Annotated in this window: 13 protein-coding genes; 4 read left to right on the forward strand and 9 right to left on the reverse strand. The window is 71.0% G+C overall.

The genetic code is table 11. The features are described from left to right. Positions 1 to 404: 404 nt before the first annotated feature. Both WMF36_RS07155 and WMF36_RS07160 read right to left on the reverse strand, forming a co-directional pair. Positions 405 to 1,487, reverse strand: a complete 1,083-nt coding sequence (locus tag WMF36_RS07155; RefSeq protein ID WP_437578851.1) for a PstS family phosphate ABC transporter substrate-binding protein — start codon at positions 1,485 to 1,487, stop codon at positions 405 to 407. A 169-nt stretch (positions 1,488 to 1,656) separates the two neighbouring features. Beyond that, positions 1,657 to 2,658, reverse strand: coding sequence for a Vgb family protein (locus WMF36_RS07160; protein ID WP_437578852.1), 1,002 nt, complete (start codon positions 2,656 to 2,658; stop codon positions 1,657 to 1,659). Between the two features lie 1,038 nt (positions 2,659 to 3,696). Here WMF36_RS07160 and WMF36_RS07165 point away from each other — a divergent pair. Next, positions 3,697 to 4,482, forward strand: coding sequence for an SDR family NAD(P)-dependent oxidoreductase (locus WMF36_RS07165; RefSeq protein ID WP_437578853.1), 786 nt, complete (start codon positions 3,697 to 3,699; stop codon positions 4,480 to 4,482). Positions 4,483 to 4,552: 70 nt separating this feature from the next. Here the strand turns inward: WMF36_RS07165 and WMF36_RS07170 are convergent, their stop codons facing one another. The 3 genes from WMF36_RS07170 to WMF36_RS07180 all read right to left on the reverse strand — a co-directional run bounded on the left by WMF36_RS07170 (position 4,553) and on the right by WMF36_RS07180 (position 10,181). Next, a complete protein-coding gene (locus WMF36_RS07170; protein WP_437578854.1) occupies positions 4,553 to 6,880 on the reverse strand; it encodes a di-heme oxidoredictase family protein in 2,328 nt (775 codons plus the stop codon). A gap of 51 nt (positions 6,881 to 6,931) precedes the next feature. Then, positions 6,932 to 8,500: a DUF1552 domain-containing protein gene (locus WMF36_RS07175; protein ID WP_437578855.1), complete on the reverse strand. Its 1,569-nt coding sequence runs from the start codon at positions 8,498 to 8,500 to the stop codon at positions 6,932 to 6,934. A 64-nt stretch (positions 8,501 to 8,564) separates the two neighbouring features. Next, the gene (locus tag WMF36_RS07180) at positions 8,565 to 10,181 is read right to left on the reverse strand and encodes a DUF1592 domain-containing protein (RefSeq protein ID WP_437578856.1); all 1,617 of its coding nucleotides are present in this window, start codon (positions 10,179 to 10,181) and stop codon (positions 8,565 to 8,567) included. Between the two features lie 99 nt (positions 10,182 to 10,280). Here WMF36_RS07180 and WMF36_RS07185 point away from each other — a divergent pair, with 99 nt between their 5' ends. Beyond that, the gene (locus WMF36_RS07185; RefSeq protein ID WP_437578857.1) at positions 10,281 to 11,204 is read left to right on the forward strand and encodes a LamG domain-containing protein; all 924 of its coding nucleotides are present in this window, start codon (positions 10,281 to 10,283) and stop codon (positions 11,202 to 11,204) included. Between the two features lie 3 nt (positions 11,205 to 11,207). Here the strand turns inward: WMF36_RS07185 and WMF36_RS07190 are convergent, their stop codons facing one another. From WMF36_RS07190 to WMF36_RS07205, 4 genes are read right to left on the reverse strand one after another with little or no spacing between them, the layout of a single operon-like run. Further along, positions 11,208 to 12,239, reverse strand: a complete 1,032-nt coding sequence (locus WMF36_RS07190) for a hypothetical protein (protein WP_437578858.1) — start codon at positions 12,237 to 12,239, stop codon at positions 11,208 to 11,210. A gap of 9 nt (positions 12,240 to 12,248) precedes the next feature. Next, positions 12,249 to 13,190 carry a hypothetical protein gene (locus WMF36_RS07195; protein ID WP_437578859.1) on the reverse strand — a complete coding sequence of 314 codons (942 nt, stop codon included), beginning with the start codon at positions 13,188 to 13,190 and terminating at the stop codon, positions 12,249 to 12,251. Beyond that, on the reverse strand, positions 13,183 to 13,809 hold the full coding sequence (locus WMF36_RS07200; RefSeq protein ID WP_437578860.1) for an RNA polymerase sigma factor: 627 nt from the start codon (positions 13,807 to 13,809) through the stop codon (positions 13,183 to 13,185). The genes WMF36_RS07195 and WMF36_RS07200 overlap by 8 nt, the downstream gene beginning before the upstream one ends. Continuing rightward, positions 13,806 to 14,870, reverse strand: a complete 1,065-nt coding sequence (locus WMF36_RS07205; RefSeq protein ID WP_437578861.1) for a glycoside hydrolase family protein — start codon at positions 14,868 to 14,870, stop codon at positions 13,806 to 13,808. The genes WMF36_RS07200 and WMF36_RS07205 overlap by 4 nt, the downstream gene beginning before the upstream one ends. A 199-nt stretch (positions 14,871 to 15,069) precedes the next feature. On the opposite strand from WMF36_RS07205, the gene WMF36_RS07210 reads away from it, so the two are divergent. Further along, positions 15,070 to 16,275, forward strand: a complete 1,206-nt coding sequence (locus WMF36_RS07210) for a hypothetical protein (protein WP_437578862.1) — start codon at positions 15,070 to 15,072, stop codon at positions 16,273 to 16,275. Between the two features lie 352 nt (positions 16,276 to 16,627). Beyond that, positions 16,628 to 17,395, forward strand: coding sequence for a hypothetical protein (locus WMF36_RS07215; RefSeq protein ID WP_437578863.1), 768 nt, complete (start codon positions 16,628 to 16,630; stop codon positions 17,393 to 17,395). Positions 17,396 to 17,451 lie beyond the last annotated feature (56 nt).

The following is a 17,451-nucleotide window of genomic DNA, read 5'->3' on the forward strand; positions in this document are numbered from 1 at the left end:
AAGGATCCGGTCCCTGTCTCCAGTCCTCCCGGAGCATGAGGCTGCGGCTCAAGGGAGTGTCACCGCGGCTCCCGGTCAGAAGTGTTACCAGGGCTCCGCTCGCACACCGGCCTCTGCCCACCCGGATGCGCCCCCCGGCCATCCGGACACACCGCCCCGCCATCCGGACACGCCGCCCCGCCATCCGGACACACCGCCCCGCCATCCGGACACACCGCCCCGCCATCCGGACACGCCACCCCGCCATCCGGACACACTCCCCCGGCCATCCGGACGCGCGCCCCCGCGCTCCGTGCAACGGGGGCGTGCCTGAGCGCGCCGCGCTGGCCATGTGCGTCGAACGGAGCGCGCCTGCCGCAATGGATCGCGCGGCGCGCTCCGTCCTTCGTCATCAGCCTATCAGCTCACAGGCTGCTGTTGCGGGGGCACGTGGTGCCGGTGCTACCGCAAGCGAGCGGGGTGAGGGACGAGCCGGTGCACGAGATGAAGCCGGCGTCCGTCAGCGCGTCCTCGAAGTTCAGCTTGTTCGCGATGATCCAGTCCAGGAAGTCCTGCTCGGCGGCATCCCGAGTTCCATTGCCCTCGTTGAGGTACAGGAAGCGAGAGTACGGGTACGCGTTGCTCGGGTCCGTGATGAGTTTGCGGATGTTGGTCACGCTCGGCTCGATGCTGTTGACCCGGAGGTACTTGTTTTCGTAGGAGCCCGAGGCGACCTTCGCGTCGCCGCCCGCATAGCCGATCGCATTGACGTTCGCGCCCACGAGCTTGCCGATGCAATCGGTGGCCGAGTCGGTCGCCGCGCAGGGCACTGGCACGAGCGAAGAGGTCCCCGGCGTGTCGGTCGAGAGCCGCGGCCCGGCGATTTCGTCGTCCACCACGATCTGCACGTTCGAGCAGAAAACCGTGCAGCCGGTGAGGGCCTTGAAGATGTCGGTCGTGCCCGAAAGGTCGTCGCGGCGATAGACCACGAGCGAGTTCGAGGGGCTCGTCGACCCCGAGGTGAACTCGCCCCACGTGTCGAAGGCGGCGCAGCTGGTGGCGTCCCCGTCGCCGTCGCCGCAGAACGCGCCCTTGACGCTCGCCGTGGTCGCGCCGGTCGCGGTCTGGTCCGCAAGCTTATCCGACCAGATATAGACGGCGTCGAGCGCGACGCGATTGCTCTTCTGACCACTGTCACAAGTGCCGTTCAGGTCCCGGGACATCGGAGCGATCGTCTGCGCCTTCGTGTTGCAGGGGGCGGAGCCGGTGCCTTCGAGGCACTGCTCGCCTCTGCCCGTCCCGGTACCGAGGTAGGTGATGGGGAGAGACGGAATAGACCGATTGAGCGCGTCCGTGATCGCGTTGAACAGCGTGTCCGACCCATAGAAGCCCCCGTTGAGGCCGATCAGCGCCTCCTGCGACTCGCCGAGGACTTCCTCGTCCGTGCTGCTCACGGCGCACGCCGCGAGGCCGAGGACCGACAGTGCCGAAAGAACAACCTTGCTCATCGTGTTCATGATCATCTCCGTTGTTCAGAGTGCCGGTGCGCCGGTGCACCTCGATCGTCTCGGTGCACCGGCGCACATCTATCAAGCCAACAATCCAAGGAAATCCGCCTGGCCGCCGAAGCGCTCGCCGTCAGACGGTCAAGTCTCTATCTCTCGCGACGTGGGCCGCTCAGGGGGTGGTCACCGTGCGGATCTTGCCGAGGCGCTTCCCCGCCCGCTCGGTGAACCAGAGGTCGAGGATGCCGCACCCCCGGAGCGACGGGAGCAGCGTGATCCCGAGCGGACGAGAGTTGGCGATCGGGAGGCCGAACTCGGTGATGACGCCGCTCGTGGTGATGCGTCCGATCTTGTTCCCGACCGACTCCGTGAACCAGAGATTGCCGTCCACCCCGAGGGTGATGGACGTGGGGCCGCTGCCCAGCGTGGGGAGCGCGAACTCCGTCACGGTCCCGCTGGTGTCGATCTTCGCGATCGCGTTCGCGGTGGTGAACCAGATTTTGAGGTCGGGACCGAGCGCCATCGCGCTGGGGATCGAGACCGAGGGCGGCAGCGGGTACTCGGTCACGGTCCCGGACGTGCTGATCCGCGCGATCTTGTTCGTGAACGACTCCGCGACCCAGAGATTTCCATCGATTCCAGCCGCGATCCCGCGCGGTTGGCTCCTGGGGGTCGGCAGCGCGAACTCGGTGATCACCCCGTCCGGCGTGATGCGTCCGACCTTGTTGCCGAGGACCTCGGTGAACCACAGATTCCCGTCGAATCCCAGCGTGATCGCGGACGGGCTCGAGTTGCTCGTCGGGATATCGTACTCGGTCACGACGCCGTGCTTCGTGATCGCCCCGATCCGGTTGCTCGCCGCCTCGGTGAACCAGATCCGGCCATCCGGACCGAGGGTGATGCCGAGCGGGTTCGATAAAGCCGCGAGCGGGTACTCGGTCACGTTGCCGCTGGAATCCGCGGCCGCAATCTTGTCGGCGGAGGGCTCGGTGAACCAGAGGCGGCCGTCAGGGCCAAAGGTGATGTTCCCCGGCGAGGCGTTCGAAGGAATGGCGTACTCCGTGATGTCTCCCGCGGACGCCGCCGGGCAATGCCCGGCGCTCGCGGGCTCCGCCTGCGCCATCAATGCGGCGCCGACCATCATCGACAAGGCAACAATCGACTTTTTCTTCATCTCATTCTCTATCTGGGTTTGAGGTTGACGGCGTCTCGCGAGATCTCCTGCCATGGACGTATGGATACCGCGGCTGCGCCGCGCGCAAGCGTTGCTCGGCGAGAGCGTCGCTCCGCGCGCTCTCGATCGCTGCCTCTTCGCGCTCACGCTCGTCAGCGGCCCGTCACGATCCCGCTCGGCGCTCTGTTCGGAACTGCGTCGGCAAACTGCGTGCACACACGGTGCATCCCCGATCCCCTCCCCCGGATACAGATTCCGTCCTATATCGATTCGCGCCTGTTTGCTCGTAAAACGAGCCATGTAGCCGCGGAGCGAGCCACGTTCCGCGCGTCGGTGGGGTGTCGGCGCCAGGCGCGCGTGATGAGAACGCAACGCCGAGACCGCGCGCCGGCCGGACCCGCCAAACAGGTTGTATGAACGGCCATGGCTGCATGGAGCTGATGGCCGGACCCACTCGGGTCACCCCCACGATCGCGAACTGCCACCGCGGCGCTGCCAGCCGGCGGAGCGAGGACGAGCCGCGCTTCTGCCTCTGCTGGTCACCCCGCGTCAGAATGCACGGGTGACGCGCTCGAACGCTCAAGCATCTGCGCGGTTCGGGCGGGTCGATGCACTCGAGACCCTCACGTCATAGCTCGCTATGCGGGGAGACGGCAGACGGCAGCCATTGCCCCCCGGCGGCTTCGTGTGGGGCGGACTATAGTCGGCGCGAGGACGAAGTGCGCGAAGATTGTGTTACGTAATACCAACGCTTCGCCGGGGGTTATGGCGAAACTGTGTTGTCCTCGATCGGCGCGACATGTGGCATTCAAGGGCGGATTGGCTGGCAGGTCTGCGACGGTCTTTTGCCGGATCGGCATCACGTCCACACGAGATTCCGCAGCGTCGGTGAGAGCGACCGCCGCGCCTCCGGGGGAGCTGCGTCCGAGATCGGAGAGGCAGGAGCACGGCCGCCGGTTGCCCGCTCCTGATCCTGCCCGCGCGCACGGCGGCAGCAAGTTTCACCTCGCCATCCGCAGGGCGTATACACTCGCCGACATGGCCCTCGTCGTCGTCATCACCGGTGCATCCAGCGGAATCGGTCGGTCGCTCGCGTTCTCCTGGGCGAAGCGCGGGGCGAGCGTGGTGCTGAGCGCGCGCGGGCACGAGGCGCTCGAGCGGGTCGCCGCCGAGGTGCGCGCGGCGGGCGGCGACGCCCTCGCCGTGGCCGGCGACGTGACCGTCGAGGAGGACCGCAAGGCGCTCTGCGAGCGGACGCTCGGCGCGTACGGCCGGCTGGACGTGCTGGTCAACAACGCCGGGCGCGGCTACTACGCGCCCTCGCTGGAGATCGACCCCGCCGAGCTCGAGGCGATCTACCGGCTCAACGTCGTCGCGCCCGTGCGCCTCGCGCAGCTCGCGATCGAGCCCCTCTCGGCCGCGAAGGGCACGATCGTCATGGTCTCGTCGATCGCGGGGATCGTCGCCGCGCCGCGGATGGGCGCGTACGCCTCGTCGAAGTTCGCGCTGGAGGCGCTCGCGATGTCGCTCCGCGCGGAGCTCGCGTCGCGCGGCGTGCGGGTGCTCGTGGTGCGCCCCGGCCCGGTCGCGACGCCGTTCCACGCGAACGCCGTGGTGACCGACGACAACGTCGGCTACCGCCCGCCGGGCCACAAGCCGCAGAGCCCCGAGGCGGTCGCCGAGGGGATCGTGCGCGCCGTCGAGGCGGGCCGGGACGTCCTGGAGACGAGCCTCTTCGTGAAGACGGCGAGCCTCGCTGCCCGCGTGGCGCCCGGCCCCATGCGCTGGTTCACGAAGCGGATGGCGCGCCGCTCGGGGCTCTGAGCGAGGCGCGCCCCGTCCGCACCCGGAGCGCCGCGCGGGGCGAGCCGCCAGGAAGGCGGGAGGCGGGCGCTCAGAGCGAGCGCAGGAAGGCGACGACCGCGTCGCGGTCTTCGCTGGGGAGCGCCATGAAGCGCTGCTTCGGGGCCTCCGCCTCGCCGCCGTGCCACAGGATCGCCTCGACGAGATCCCGCGCGCGGCCGTCGTGCAGGAGCTGGGTGTGGCCATTCACGGCCTCGAGCAGCCCGATGCCCCACAGCGGCGGCGTGCGCCACTCGCGCGGCCCTGCCAGGTGATCGCTCGTCGACGTGTCCGCGAGCTCCTCTCCCATGTCGTGCAGGAGCAGATCGCTGTACGGATGGATGATCTGATCGCGCAGCTCGACGAACGGGTGATGGCTGCCCGTCTTCATCGAGGGGACATGGCAGCTCGCGCACCCTGCCTGGCTGAACAGCACCTCGCCGCGCTGGACCGCCGGGTCCGCCGTGTCGCGGCGCGGCGGCACGCCGAGCGCGCGCATGTAGGCCGCCATCCTGTCGAGATCCTCGTCGGAGAGCTCCGGATCCCCGCTCGTGCCGGCCCGGCAGCCGGCCTGAAGCTCGCCGCACTCCTCGACCGGGAACAGGCTCGTCGTCACGCCCATGTCGGCGACAAGCGCATCGGCGACCTGGTGGGGCACGCTCACCTTGCCCGCCTTCCAGCCGAAGCGCCCTAGCCGCAACACCCCCGAGACCGGATCCGGGATCAGGTTCGGACGGCCCGAGATGCCGTCCTGGTTGCAGTCCATCCCGTCCGCGCGCTCGAGCACCGCTTCCTCTGCGATCGCCTCGAGGAGGCCCATGCCCACGACCGGTCGGGCGACGCGGACCGAGTAGCTCGTGATCTGCCCCGCGGAGAGCCCGCTGAAGCGGAACGCGGGCCGGCGCAGGACATACGGCGTGCCATCGGGGAACTGCCCGGGCTCCTCGGTGTAGGCCACGGTGGCCGCGCCCTCGCCGGGGCTGCCGCCCTGCGCCTTGTCCTGCAGCTGCCGGCCGTAGCTCGGATCGGTCGCCGGCTTGCCGTCCGCGCTCGCCCCGGCGCCAAACAGCTTCACCACGGCGGTCGCCATCGCCTCGCCGGGCTCGGGCGGGGCGCCGCGACCGTTGTTGATGTGACAGCCCGCGCACGTGGTCTGGTTCGAGAGCGGCCCCGCCTTGCCAGCGTGCTCGTCGAAGACGGGATTGCCGCCCTCGCTGTGCTCGCCGGTGACGAAATCCGTATGGAACAGGCGGCGCCCCTCGAGGAAAGGCTGGATCGAGCTCTCCTGGATGTTCAGCGCCATCTGCTCGTAATAGAGGTGGGGCTCCTCGTAGATGTACGGGATCGTCCCGCCGCCGCCCGACAGGGCAGCCTCGTTCGGCTCGTCGAACGGCGTCAGCTCGCCGCTGCCGACGCGGTAGCGGAACGTGTCGCTGTAATAGCTGGTCCTCCCCTCGACCGTCTCCGGATCCAGGAACACCCCGAACTCGAACTCGAGCAGATCGCCCTCGCGGATCTCCCTGCCTTCCCTGGCGTTGCGGTCCACGACGAACTCCCAGTGCGCGCTCGTGATGCGGTCCATGCCGTTGTTCGAGTCGAACACGTTGCCTTCGCCCGAGTACCAGCAACGAAAATTGATGGTCTGGCTATTCGACGCGTTCGCGTTCGGGAGCCAGGTGAACTTGACCGTGCTGCCGCCCGCCGGGATCGCGTCCTCGACGATGAACTTGTAGCTGCGGTTCTCGAAATAGAGCGGCTGGAACGGGCTGAACTCTCCCTCTTTCTCGTGGCGGCCGCGCACGCGCCCTGCCGCCTCGAGCGTGATCGTCCCGTCCGCGGCCGTCGCGGTGATCGCCTTGCCTCCCGTGACCGCGGGGAACAGGGGGGAGATGTCGCCGCTCACGCCGGAGCATTCGCCGGGAGTGACCTCGCCGCCGTCGCAGGTCGCGGCGGGCGGCGCTCCCGACGAGAAGTAGGCGTGGATGGACTCGATATCGGCCGTGTCGATCTTCTGCTCGTCGAAGGGCGGCATGCGGCCCTTGCCGGTGCGCACCTGCGCCGTGAACTCCTCCAGGGAGCCGCCGAAGGCGAACAGATCGGGAAACCCGCCGGTCGGCTTGCCGTGGGCGGTATGGCATCCGCCGCAGTTGAGCGCGAACGCCTGCGGCAGCGCCGGCCCGTCGCTCGCCTCCTCGCAGGGCGCGCCGGGTTGCCCGCCCCCGTCGCCCGGCGTATCCCCCGGCGGCGTATCTCCCGCCGGCGTATCTCCCGCCGGCGACAGGTCGCCCGTGCACCCGAGCCCTGCTGCGCCGGTCGCGAGCAGCCCGAGCACGAGGTTGAGACCCCCAAACACCCATCGACGTGAGCGGCGTTCGATCATCACGCTCGACCTCCGACGTGATCCCATCCATCGAGACCGTGAGTCACCCGGCTACCGCAAGATCTCCTCGAGCAACGCGTTCGGCTCGCCGCGGCGATCTTCGCCGAACGACGAGATGCCCAGGCCGTAGTACTGGTTCATGATGGTGAACCACAGATCGCGGAGCTGGCGATCGTTGCCGAGGGCGTCGTAGGCGACGTGCGCGTCGTTCAGGAAGACGCCGTCGCCGCCGAGGAGCACGATGGGCAGGTCGTACCCGTCGTGATCGTGCGAGCGCATCTCGCTCATGTACACCATGACGGAGTGATCGAGCACCGTGCCGTCGCCCTCGCGGAGCGCGTCGAGCCGCTGCGCGAGCTGCGCGGTCTTCTGGCCGAGCCAGCAGTTGATCGCCGCGTAGTCGAGGTTGCTCTGCTGGACGATCTTGTACTGGCCGTCCTGGGTCGCGCGGTCCATGTTGCCGGCGCCGTGCTGGGAGGAGTGGAAGTGCAGGCTGCTCTCTCTCCTGTACGCGAGTCCCACCTGGGCGCGGACGTCCTCCGGGATGCACCGATACTCGAACTCGGAGCGCGCGTCGTCGAGCATGTGGCTGACCACGCGCGTCACGTCGCATTGAATGGCCATGACGATGAGGTCGATCATGACGTTCGCGTGATCGTCGTGCTTGTACTCGCCGGCTTCCGTGTTGTCGTTCTCGTTGAGCCCCTCCGCCTGGCCCGGCGGCTCGGGGACCGCGCCGGGCTTGTCGATCGGGCTGCAGCCCAGGCCCGCCGGCGGGGTCATCGTCGACTGCACGCGGGTCGCGTTCTTCTCGATCTCGCGCAGCGAGTCCAGGTATTGCTGGACGATCTTGCGATCCCCGGAGCCGACCCGGTTGATGAGCGAGTTCGCGTCGGCGAGCACGCCGTCGATGACGCTCTTCTCGGTCGCCGCGCGGCGCTCCGCCTCGATCCTGGTCTGCTCGTCGCTCTGCCCTGGCACGGACCCCCCTTGCGCCGCGCCCGCGCCGACGAGCGCGTCGAACACCGCTTTCGGGTTGACCGAGCGCTTCAGCGGCTCGCGCGGGCTCTTCCAGGAGACGGCCTGGTTGTAGGCGTAGCTGCGCTGGTCGAAGAAGCCGGGCTTGACCCCGAGCCCCGTCTGCAGCGACGGGATGCGGGTCGCCTGCTCCGGGCCTGCCTTCTGGACGATGAGCTGGTCGACCGAGATGCCGTTGCCCACCCACTCGCCGAGGTCCTGGCGCGCCTCCCTCCCCAGCTGATCGGCGTCCACGCAGGTCGAGAGCGCCGCGTTGAGGCGCGAGTGGGAAGGCTCGATGTAGGGGTGCTGCTCCGTGCTCCACGTGTAGTTGCCAAGGCGGCTTATCATGAGCATCTTCGACTTCACCGGCGCGAAGTGCTCGAGCACCCTCGGCAGCTTGAAGTCGGCGCCCTTCAGCGTCTTTCCGAACGCGGGGGCCGTCTCCCACCAGTGATGGGGCGCCCCGTTCGGGAAGGTGCAGAGCAGGAAGCGCTTCGGGGTGCCGGGCTCCCCAGCGCTCGCCCCGCGCGGCGCGAGGCTCTCGAGCCACGGCAGCGCCAGGCAGACGCCCGCGCCGCGCAACAAGTTTCTGCGTGTCATCAAGCGTTTCATGTGCGCATCGCTCCTTCGTGCCTCGTCTTGTGCAGAATCAACCCGCGCGGCCTCACGGCGCCTTGTCCTTCGCTCGAAGGCGGAACGCCTCGCTGGTCACCACCTGCTTCACCAGATCCGCGACCGTCCCGCCGCCCCAACGCTCGGCGATCTCCTTGAGCCTGGTCCTGTCCCCACCGCTCGGGCGCCGGCGCAGGGCGTAGCTGAAGACCTGCTCGGTGGGGCACCTCCCCGACCGGGCGGACTCCACGAGCACCGGCACGAGGCCGGAGATGTCCTCGAACGTCGCGCCCTCGTACACCCCCGTCGCGTCGACCGGGTCGCCGTTCGGGTACTCGGTCCGGTAGGCGCCGATCGGGTCGAAGTGCTCCAGGCTCAGCCCGATCGGGTCGAGCACGTCGTGGCAGCTCGCGCAGTCGGGCGACGCGCGGTGCTTCTCGAGCTCCTGGCGCACGTTTTCGATGGGGCCCTCGTCCCCGCCCGCGGCGCCGAGCTCCGGGATGTCCACGTTGGCGGGCGGTATCATGGGCACGCAGAAGAGCTGCTCCAGGATCGTCTTCGCGCGGGACGTGGGAGAGGTCCGGTCCGCGCGGGACGACAGCGTCAGGAACGCTGGGAGCGTGAGGAACCCCTCGCGCACGCCCTCGGGGTCGTTCGCGTAGAGCGGCTCGAGCAGCCGGCTCTCCGGGTGGGGCGCCGTGAGGAACTCGGACCAAGGCTGCTCGCCGGTCGTGAAGCTCGCGAAGTAGGCGTTGACCTGGTCGAGCATCGCGCCCTTCACCTCGTCGTTCCAGATCGGGAACCGGGTCGCGTCGGCGTTGTGGCTGGGGAGCGTGCGCGTGCCGAGCCACTGCCCGAAGAAGTTCTGGAAGAAGGCGGCGCTCTTCGGGTCGGCCAGCATGCGGTCCACCTGCTGCCTGAGCTCGCCCTCGGTGGCCAGCTGATCGCCCTCCGCCGCGTCGAAGAGCGCCTCGTCCGGCAGCGAGCTCCAGAGCAGGTACGAGAGGCGCGACGCGATCTCGTGGCCGTTGAGGGCGCCCGGCGATCTCTCGGAGTCGGGTCCCTCCTCGATCCTCAGGAGGAAATTCGGCGACGTCAGCAGGGTCCGGACGACGTGCTGCACCGCCTCGACGGGAGACATCTCGAGGGTGGTCTGCGCGTCGGTGTACTGCGCCGCGTACCGGTCGACCTCCGCCGCCTCGAGCGGGCGGCGGAAGGCGCGCAGCCCGAAGCGCTCGATGATCTCGCGCGCGCACCCGTCGCCCGCGCCCTCCGCCGGGTCGCACACGAGGATCTCGGCGCGCTGCGCCTCGTTCGAGAAGGCGTCCGCGGCGAGCACCTTGGCGGCGTCGTAATACCCCTGGACCAGGACCTGCGAGAGGTTCGAGAGCGCGCTGACGTTCGCGTCGAAGCCCTTCGCGCCGAAGGCGGGGAAGCCATCTGCGGGCCTCAGGCGCGTTCCCAGGAGGTGGGCGACGGTGTTGTTGTACTCCGACGCTGTCATGTGGTGCAGGGGCATCCCGTCTGGCGAGACGGAGGCGTCTTGCTCCGGATCGTCCTGGCTTCCATCGTCCTGGCTTCCGAGGATGCCAGTGCACGAGATGCCCAGGAGACATCCCCCGGCGGCGAGCCACGGACTCGCGAACACTCGGTCAAGTCTGAACGTCATCGTCGTCTCCCACGTGTGGATTCGGCAGTTCTCCCCTCGTGACCGGAGCGCGCCGATTTCGTGATCAAATCGACCACGCGGCCGCGCTAAGATCAGGCCGTGCCCTGTGCGCAGAAAACTACGGTGATGGTGTTGCTCCTCGGGCTGTCCGGGTGCGGGGCGGACGTGGAGATCGCGGTGGGCCGTATGAATCCGGCGTCAGCGGCGAGCGTCAGCGGCGGTGAGGCGGGCAGCGGCGGTGAGGCGGGCAGCGGCGGTGAGGCGGGCAGCGGCGGTGAGGCGGGCAGCGGCGGTGAGGCGGGCAGCGGCGGTGGAGGGGGTAATGGTACGATCTCCTGTGATGTATTGCCGTCGCCGACACATCGGTACACATTCGACGGTGTGGGAGATGTCGTCGCCGATCTCATCGGAGGTGCTGACGGCGCGATCCTCGGCGGCGCGAGCCTCGACGGCGGAGGGGGGCTCACCCTCGATGGCGTGGACGATTACGTCGATTTGCCCGCGGGGCTCCTGGCGGGATTGCGCGATGTCACCGTCATGGTCTGGGTCGCCCGCGACGGCGGAGGCGCCTACCTGCGCATCATCGATTTCGGCGTCGCCAGCGGAGGCGAAGATCCCGTCGAAGGCGAGGGGGGGGTGGGAACGTCCTACCTGGTGATCACCCCCTCGACGGGCTTCGAGGTGCGGGGTGTCTCCGCGCTCGCGAGCGACAGCGGCGTCGTGGGCGAGGTGGCGATCCACGCCGAGCCGACGCTCGATGACGGCGAGGTCCATCAGGTCGCCGTCGTCTTCGACGGCGCGGCGGCGACCCTGGCCCTCTACCTGGATGGTGCGCTCCTCGGCAGCGAGCCTGTCGGCTTTGCGCTCTCGGCGATCCAGGACGTGAACAACTGGCTCGGGCGGTCCCAGTTCGATGCGGACCCGTACTTCGGTGGGCGCTACGACGAGCTGCGCATCTACGGCGAGGCGCTGGCCGGCTGCGCGGTCGAGGCCGCGTGGAATGCCGGCCCGGATCGGCCCTGAGGCTCAGAAGGCCAGCGCGAGGCCGAGGCGGGCGCTGAGACCTGCGGCCGGAGGGCGATAGACGGTCCCCTCGAGGTTCTCGACGACGAAGCGGGGCCGCTGCAGCGGGACGACGGCGTGCAGCGCTCCCTCGACCTTCAGGGGACCGGCGATGCGCCACTCGAGCAGCGTCCCGAGCCCGGCCGCGAGGATCGGCGCCGTGCGGGTGAAGGCCTCGTCGACCTCGCGCCCCCGGGCGAGGAGCCAGTGCTGGCGGCCGAGCGCGCAGACGTACACGCCGATGGGGCGCCCGAGGGCGCGCGCGCACGCGTCGACCTCGACGAACCAGAGCCGGAACTCGGCGCCGGCAGCCATCCCGGCGATGCGGCTCGAGCTCGACGGCACCACGCCGGCCGCCCCGTCGGCGCGGAACCAGCCGCTGCGGATCCCGCCGCCCGCGGCGAGCCCGAGGCCGATCGCCGGCACGAGCGCCTGCTCGACCTGCGCGCTCAGCCAGAGCGCCCCCTCCAGGTCGCGCTCGGCTGCCGCCGGAGGCCGGGCCGCCGTGGGGGGCGGGCGGCCCGGCGCGGGAGGCGGCGGACGCGGCGCGCCGGCGACGGGGGCGGCGACCGCCTGGGCGGGCGCGGGCTGCGCGGCGGGGGGCGCGGCGGCGTTCCGCGCGACCGCGTCGGGATCGATCGACATCGCGACGATCAGCGCCGCCGCCCGCGACATGGACGCGCAGTCGTCGCCGCGGATCACGCGCTCGCCGGGCGACGGCGCGTGGATGCGCAGATCGAGCCGGAGGCGCGCGCCGCCTTCGCGGGCGACGGCGATCCCGACCTCGATCGGCTGGCGCTGCTCCGACGCTCCCAGGAGCCGGGCGATCTCGCTCCGGACCTCGTCGATCGGCGGGCACCCGTCCGGCGCTTCCCAGCGGAGGTCGATGGCGCGGGGCTCGGCGGGCGCCGCGAGCGCGCGCGCGGGCAGGAGCCCCGCCGCGACGAACAGCGCCTGCAGGGCCGACGGGGCCCTGGCCCACCTTGAGACGTGCACCCGCGCACTCTACTCCTCCTGCCCGCACGCGGCGCGCACGCGCGTCGCGAGCGGCGAGCCCGGGCTCTTCGCGAGCAGCCTCGCCGCGATCGCCCTGCCGGACGCCGCGCGGCCGGAGCGGCAGAGCGCGATCGCGCGCGACGCCTCGCGCTCGGTCGAGAGCACGCCTTTCGGGTACCGGCTGGCGTGCTCGTTCAGCTTCGAGAGCGCTTGCGCGAACTGGCCCGCCTGCAGCGCCTGCTGCGCGTCGCGCAGCAGCGCGATCTCCGCATCGAGCCCGTCGGAGCCCGGCCTCGCGGCGGCGGCCGCCGCCGGCGGGGGCGGGCGCGGTGCCGGCGCGCGCGTCGTGCTGGCCGCCGCGGGCGTGGCGCCGGGCTCGGCGGGGTCGCTGGCCTCGGCGGGGTCGCTGGCCTCGGCGGGGGCGCTGGCCTCGGCGGGGGCGCTGGCCTCGGCCGGAGGAGGCGCCTCGTCGCTCGACGCGCCGGAGGGGGCGGCGGCGTGCGGCGTTCGGGGCATCGGGTCCGCGATCCTCGCCGCTTCCAGCGCGCGCGGCGCCTCGGGCGCCCCGCCTGACGTCGGGACGTAGAGCGCTGCGCCGGTCGCGAGGCTCACGACCAGCGTCGCGAGCCCGATCTTCAGCGGGGCGCCGAGCAGCGTGAAGGCCGTCCCTTTCGCGACCGCCGTGCTCGCGTTCGCGGCCATGCTCGCGGCGGCGGGGCCGACCGTCTGCGCAGCCGCCGCGGCGCTCGCGGAGCCGGCGGCCCCGCCGCCCGCGGAGCCGGCGCTCGCGGCGCTCTTGGCGCTCACGGCCACGGCGGTGGCCGCCGTCCCGGCCAGGCCGAGCCTCGCCCACACGGCTGCGCGCATCCGCCGCCGATCGTCGTCGGTCGGCTCGTCCGCGTCATGAAGGGCGTCCAGGAACGCCCGCTCGCCAGCCCCCAGCTCATCCATTGCGGCCTCCTCGGATCCTGGCGTGGTGGCGTTGCACCGCGTCGGAAAATGCCTGTCGAGCGGCCCTCAGCCGCGCATACACGGTGTTGATGTTCACCCCGATACCCTGCGCGATCTCCGTCACCGACATCTCTTCCAGCTCGGCGAGGAGGAGCACCACGCGCTTCTCCTCGTCGAGCGATGCCAGGAGGTCGTGCGCCACGCGCGCGGCCTCCGCCCTTGTCATGGCCTCGTAGGGGCTGAGGTTGCTCGGCCCTGCGAGCAGCTCCGGATCCACGGTCTCTCCCGTCCCGCGGTGGGCCGGGCTCTTGCGGCGCAGCGACCTCCGGTGCGCCTGCACGACGTTGACCACGATCCCGAAGATCCACGTCTTCAGCGACGAGCGGCCCTGGAACTCCGGGAGCCGCCGGTGCACGACGACGAACACCTCCTGGCACACGTCCTCGTGCGCGGAGGCATCCACGCCGAGGCGGCGCACGGTTCGCCAGACGAAGGGAAAGATCTCCTCGTAGACCTCGGCGAAGTCGCGCGGCGCCTCCTGGAGGCCGGTCGCGGGGAGGGCGGCGACCGCGCCGGCGGGTGGGGGCGTCGACGGAGCGACCGCCGCGCGGGCGGTCACGGGCTGCACCTCTCCGCGTGGGGCAGCGAGACGTAGAGCTCGCCGAGCGCGGTGAGCTCTCCGCTCGCGCCGAGCAGGTCCACGTTGGGGATCGCCTCGGTGCGCCCGGAGAACCAGGCGTAGCGGAAGACGTCGGGGTCCGATTCGAGGAGGGGCACCGCTTCTCGCATGTAGGCTGCCTGCGCTTCGGGCGACCGATCCGCGCCGTCTCCGCACGAGAACTCGGTCAGCCAGATCGGGCGCCGGTAGCGTCTGAGCTCGCCGAGGTACCACTCGAGCGCCGGCCTGTCGCAAGCATACCAATGCGCCGCGATGAAATCGACGCGGCAGCCTTCGCAGGCGGCGAAGAAGGCGTCGAGGTAGGCGAATGGATCGGTCTCGTGGCAGCCGCCGCCGCAGAAGTTCACGGCCGGCGAGACGAGCTGGAGCCCCTTCTCGTCGGCGATCTCCTCGATCTGCGGCCACAGCGCGGCGGCCTCCGCGGCGGAGAGGTTGGCTTGAGCGAAGAAGTTCGGCTCGTTGAACGCGAGCAGGTACTTCGCCCCGCTCGGGATGGCCGCCTTGACCTTGTCGGCGTCGAAGCGGCCGCCCCAGACCATCGGGACGAACTCGACGCCCAGCTTGACGTAGTCGCCTCCCCGGAGCTCCTCGTCGGGGACGTCCGCCCAGTTGTACCACCAGCCGACGCTGGCCGAGAGGGCCGAGAGGTCGGCGACCGAGTGGTGGCCGTACGCGATGCCGCGCTTGCACGGGCGCCCCGCGGCTGCGCCGCCGCTGCCGCTGCCGCTGCCGCCGTCGCCGTCGCTGCCGCCGTCGCCGTCGTCGTCGCCGCCGCTGCCGCCGTCTGCCGTGCCGGCGCCATGCCCTGCCTCGCCGCCGGTGCCGCCTGGGGCCATGAGGCCCGAGCCCCCATCGCCCGCGCTGGTCGTCCCTTGGACATTTCCACCACCGCCGTCCGCGATCGCATCCTGGTCGAAGCCTTCCCCCACGCAGGCGACGGACAGGAGGATCCCGAGCAGGGGGCTGATGCCGCAGAGAAGGGCTTTGGGGTCTCGACGCATGGCTCGAGGGGTCTGGTGACCGGAGCCACCTCGTTCCGTGAAAGAAAGTGGAGGGACGGGGATGCGGGGCTCCTCGGGGGTCACCGGTGGGCTGGCATTCCGCGGCTTGCGGGCGGATCATCTGCTGCTGCGCACCACGGCCGACAGCTCGCACTTTCGCGCGCTTGACGGCCGCGAGGAGCGCGTTGAGAAAAAACGGATGACACCCCTTCGCTGGCTTGCCGCGCTTGCGGCGTTCACCGTTCCGTTTGCGATCTCGGCGACGGCCCTGACCCAGGACGGCTCTCCTCTCCCGCCGCCCGCTCCGGAGCCGCTTCCCTCTGCCTCCGTGCAGCCAGCGCCGCCGACGCCGACGCCGCCGCCGTCCCCGGCGCCGACGCCGCCGCCGCCGTCCCCGACGCCGCCCGCGCCCGCGCCGCCGCCTGCACCCGCGCCGCCGCCGATCCCGCCGCCATCCCCGACGCCGGTGCCGCCCGCACCCGCGCCGCCGCCCGCGCTGCCGCCGCCGCCCGTTGCGCCCGCGCTGCCGCCGCCCGTTGCGCCCGCGCTGCCGCCGCCTGTCGCGCCCGCGCCGCCGGTTGGGCCGGCGCCGCCGTATGCGCCCGCGCCGCCGTATGCGCCCGCGCCGCCGTATGCGCCCGCGCCGCCGGTTGGGCCGGCGCCGCCGTATGCGCCCGCGCCCCCGCCTCCGGTGGCGCCCGCGCCGCCTCGTCCCGTCGCGCCTGCGCCGCCGCGTCCACCGCGGAGCCAGCCGCCGGCGCGGCCGAGCGCTGCGCCGCCCCCGGTTGCGACCCCGGTGGCCGTGGAGCCGGCGCCTTCACCGGCCGAGCCCGAGGAGAAGGACAAGGACAAGGAGCCCGAGGACAAGGAGCCCGAGGACAAGGAGCGGGACGGCGTCCGGCTCCGGTATGGCAGCACCCTGGGCGGCGGGATCATCAAGGCGCCGACGGGCACCGGCGGCGTCTTCGCGTGGACGGGCCGGGTCGGCATCCAGATCAACCACCAGTTCGGGATCTACTACCAGAACACGCCCATGCTGACGCTCACCCCCGAGAGCACCGAAAACAGCGCGGGGTTCGACGCGGGGTTCATCGATTACAACTCGCTCCTTGCGAGCTTCACGGTGTTTCATGTCCTCGACTTCGGCGCAGGACCGTCCATGGACTACGTGGCCGTCGCGAGCTGCGACGCGACGCTCGCGGGCCTCGAGTCGGGCGCCGGCTGCGCCAGCACCTCGGACTGGTACTTCGGCGCGCACGCGCGGGGCGCCCTCCTCCTCGGCGGCCTGTCCGGCGATGGACCGCGGCGCAGCGGGTTCGCGCTCGCCGCCGAGCTCCACCCGGTGTTCATGCCGGAGGGCACGACCTTCACCTTCACGCTGGGGCTCGGCGGAGAGTGGTACTGACGAGCGCGAGCCTCGCGCGCTAGCACCCGTCTCTCAGGTTCGTCCCTGGTCCCGTGATGGGAGAGAACGTGAACCACAAGGCACAGAGGACACAGAGGACAGCGCGTTGCTGGCTCTCTCCTCTGTGCGCCTGTGGTTCCTTTGCCCCGGAGTGAATCCTATGAAGGCGGGAAGGCAGGAAGATCATTGATCTTTTCTTCCCGCCCTCCCGCCTTCATGTTCAAATCCGGCCACCACCCGAAGGGGAGACCTCATGCCACCGACCCGACCCACCCTGGTTGACTCCACCCCGCGCTTCAGACGCTCCGCCTCGTCCAGGAGCGCCGCCGCAGGCCCGCAGCAGGGCTGGCTCATGCCCCGGACGACAGCGCCTCTCGCGACGGTGATGGCCGCGGCGCTCGCCCTGGTGTGCGGGAGCGCGGCATGCAACGCGATCTCGGGGGTCGACGAGCTCGACTTCGCGGGCGCCGCCGGCACGACGGGCGGCGGCGCAGCCGGCAGCGGCGGTGGTACGGCCGGCGGCGACGCGGGCAGCGGCGGCACGGGCGGCGCTGGCGGCACGGATGGCACGGGCGGCGCTGGCGGCACGGGCGGCGCCGGCGGCACGGGCGGCGCCGGCGGCACGGGCGGCGCCGGCGGCACGGGCGGCGCCGGCGGCACGGGCGGCGCTGGCGGCACGGCCGTCGACATCTCTTACGAGATCCCCTGTGGGAGCGGCAACGTGGCTGTCGGCGTCCACGGCCGGAGCGGCGGCTCGATTGACCGTATTGGCCTGATCTGCGCGCCGCTCGCCGGCGACGGCACCCTGGGCACCGCCTTCCAGACCGTGACCGCCGGCGGCGACGGCGGCTCGCCGGGCAGCGTGATCTGCCCTGCGAGCCAGGTCCTGGTCGGGATCAACATCTGGGTCGACTCCCTGGTCTACCGGATCGAGCTGCTGTGCCAGACGATCGACGAGTGGAAGCTGAGCGACAGCAACCTCAATGTCGTCCCTGGCATCGGCAACGTCCATGGCACAGGTTACGGGGTCAAGTGCCCGGTGGGGAGCGCCATCGCTCAGATCCACGGCGACGCCGACCAGCTTGTGCGCTCCGTCCATCCACAGTGTCGCATGCTGTGACGGGCCGTTCTCATCCCGGGCTGCGGCTCTCGTGAGAGCGCCTCTGCTGTCGGAGC

This window comes from Sorangium sp. So ce887 (assembly GCF_051521455.1).
Classification (GTDB): domain Bacteria; phylum Myxococcota_A; class Polyangia; order Polyangiales; family Polyangiaceae; genus Sorangium.

Coding starts and splice junctions, on each gene's coding strand:
- WMF36_RS07160 (WP_437578852.1), bottom strand. CDS start 2,658: ATGAAGAAAAAGTCGATTGTTGCCTTGTCGATGATGGTCGGCGCCGCA.
- WMF36_RS07155 (WP_437578851.1), bottom strand. CDS start 1,487: ATGAGCAAGGTTGTTCTTTCGGCACTGTCGGTCCTCGGCCTCGCGGCG.
- WMF36_RS07205 (WP_437578861.1), bottom strand. CDS start 14,870: ATGCGTCGAGACCCCAAAGCCCTTCTCTGCGGCATCAGCCCCCTGCTC.
- WMF36_RS07165 (WP_437578853.1), top strand. CDS start 3,697: ATGGCCCTCGTCGTCGTCATCACCGGTGCATCCAGCGGAATCGGTCGG.
- WMF36_RS07175 (WP_437578855.1), bottom strand. CDS start 8,500: ATGACACGCAGAAACTTGTTGCGCGGCGCGGGCGTCTGCCTGGCGCTG.
- WMF36_RS07170 (WP_437578854.1), bottom strand. CDS start 6,880: ATGATCGAACGCCGCTCACGTCGATGGGTGTTTGGGGGTCTCAACCTC.
- WMF36_RS07195 (WP_437578859.1), bottom strand. CDS start 13,190: ATGGATGAGCTGGGGGCTGGCGAGCGGGCGTTCCTGGACGCCCTTCAT.
- WMF36_RS07215 (WP_437578863.1), top strand. CDS start 16,628: ATGCCCCGGACGACAGCGCCTCTCGCGACGGTGATGGCCGCGGCGCTC.
- WMF36_RS07180 (WP_437578856.1), bottom strand. CDS start 10,181: ATGACGTTCAGACTTGACCGAGTGTTCGCGAGTCCGTGGCTCGCCGCC.
- WMF36_RS07210 (WP_437578862.1), top strand. CDS start 15,070: ATGACACCCCTTCGCTGGCTTGCCGCGCTTGCGGCGTTCACCGTTCCG.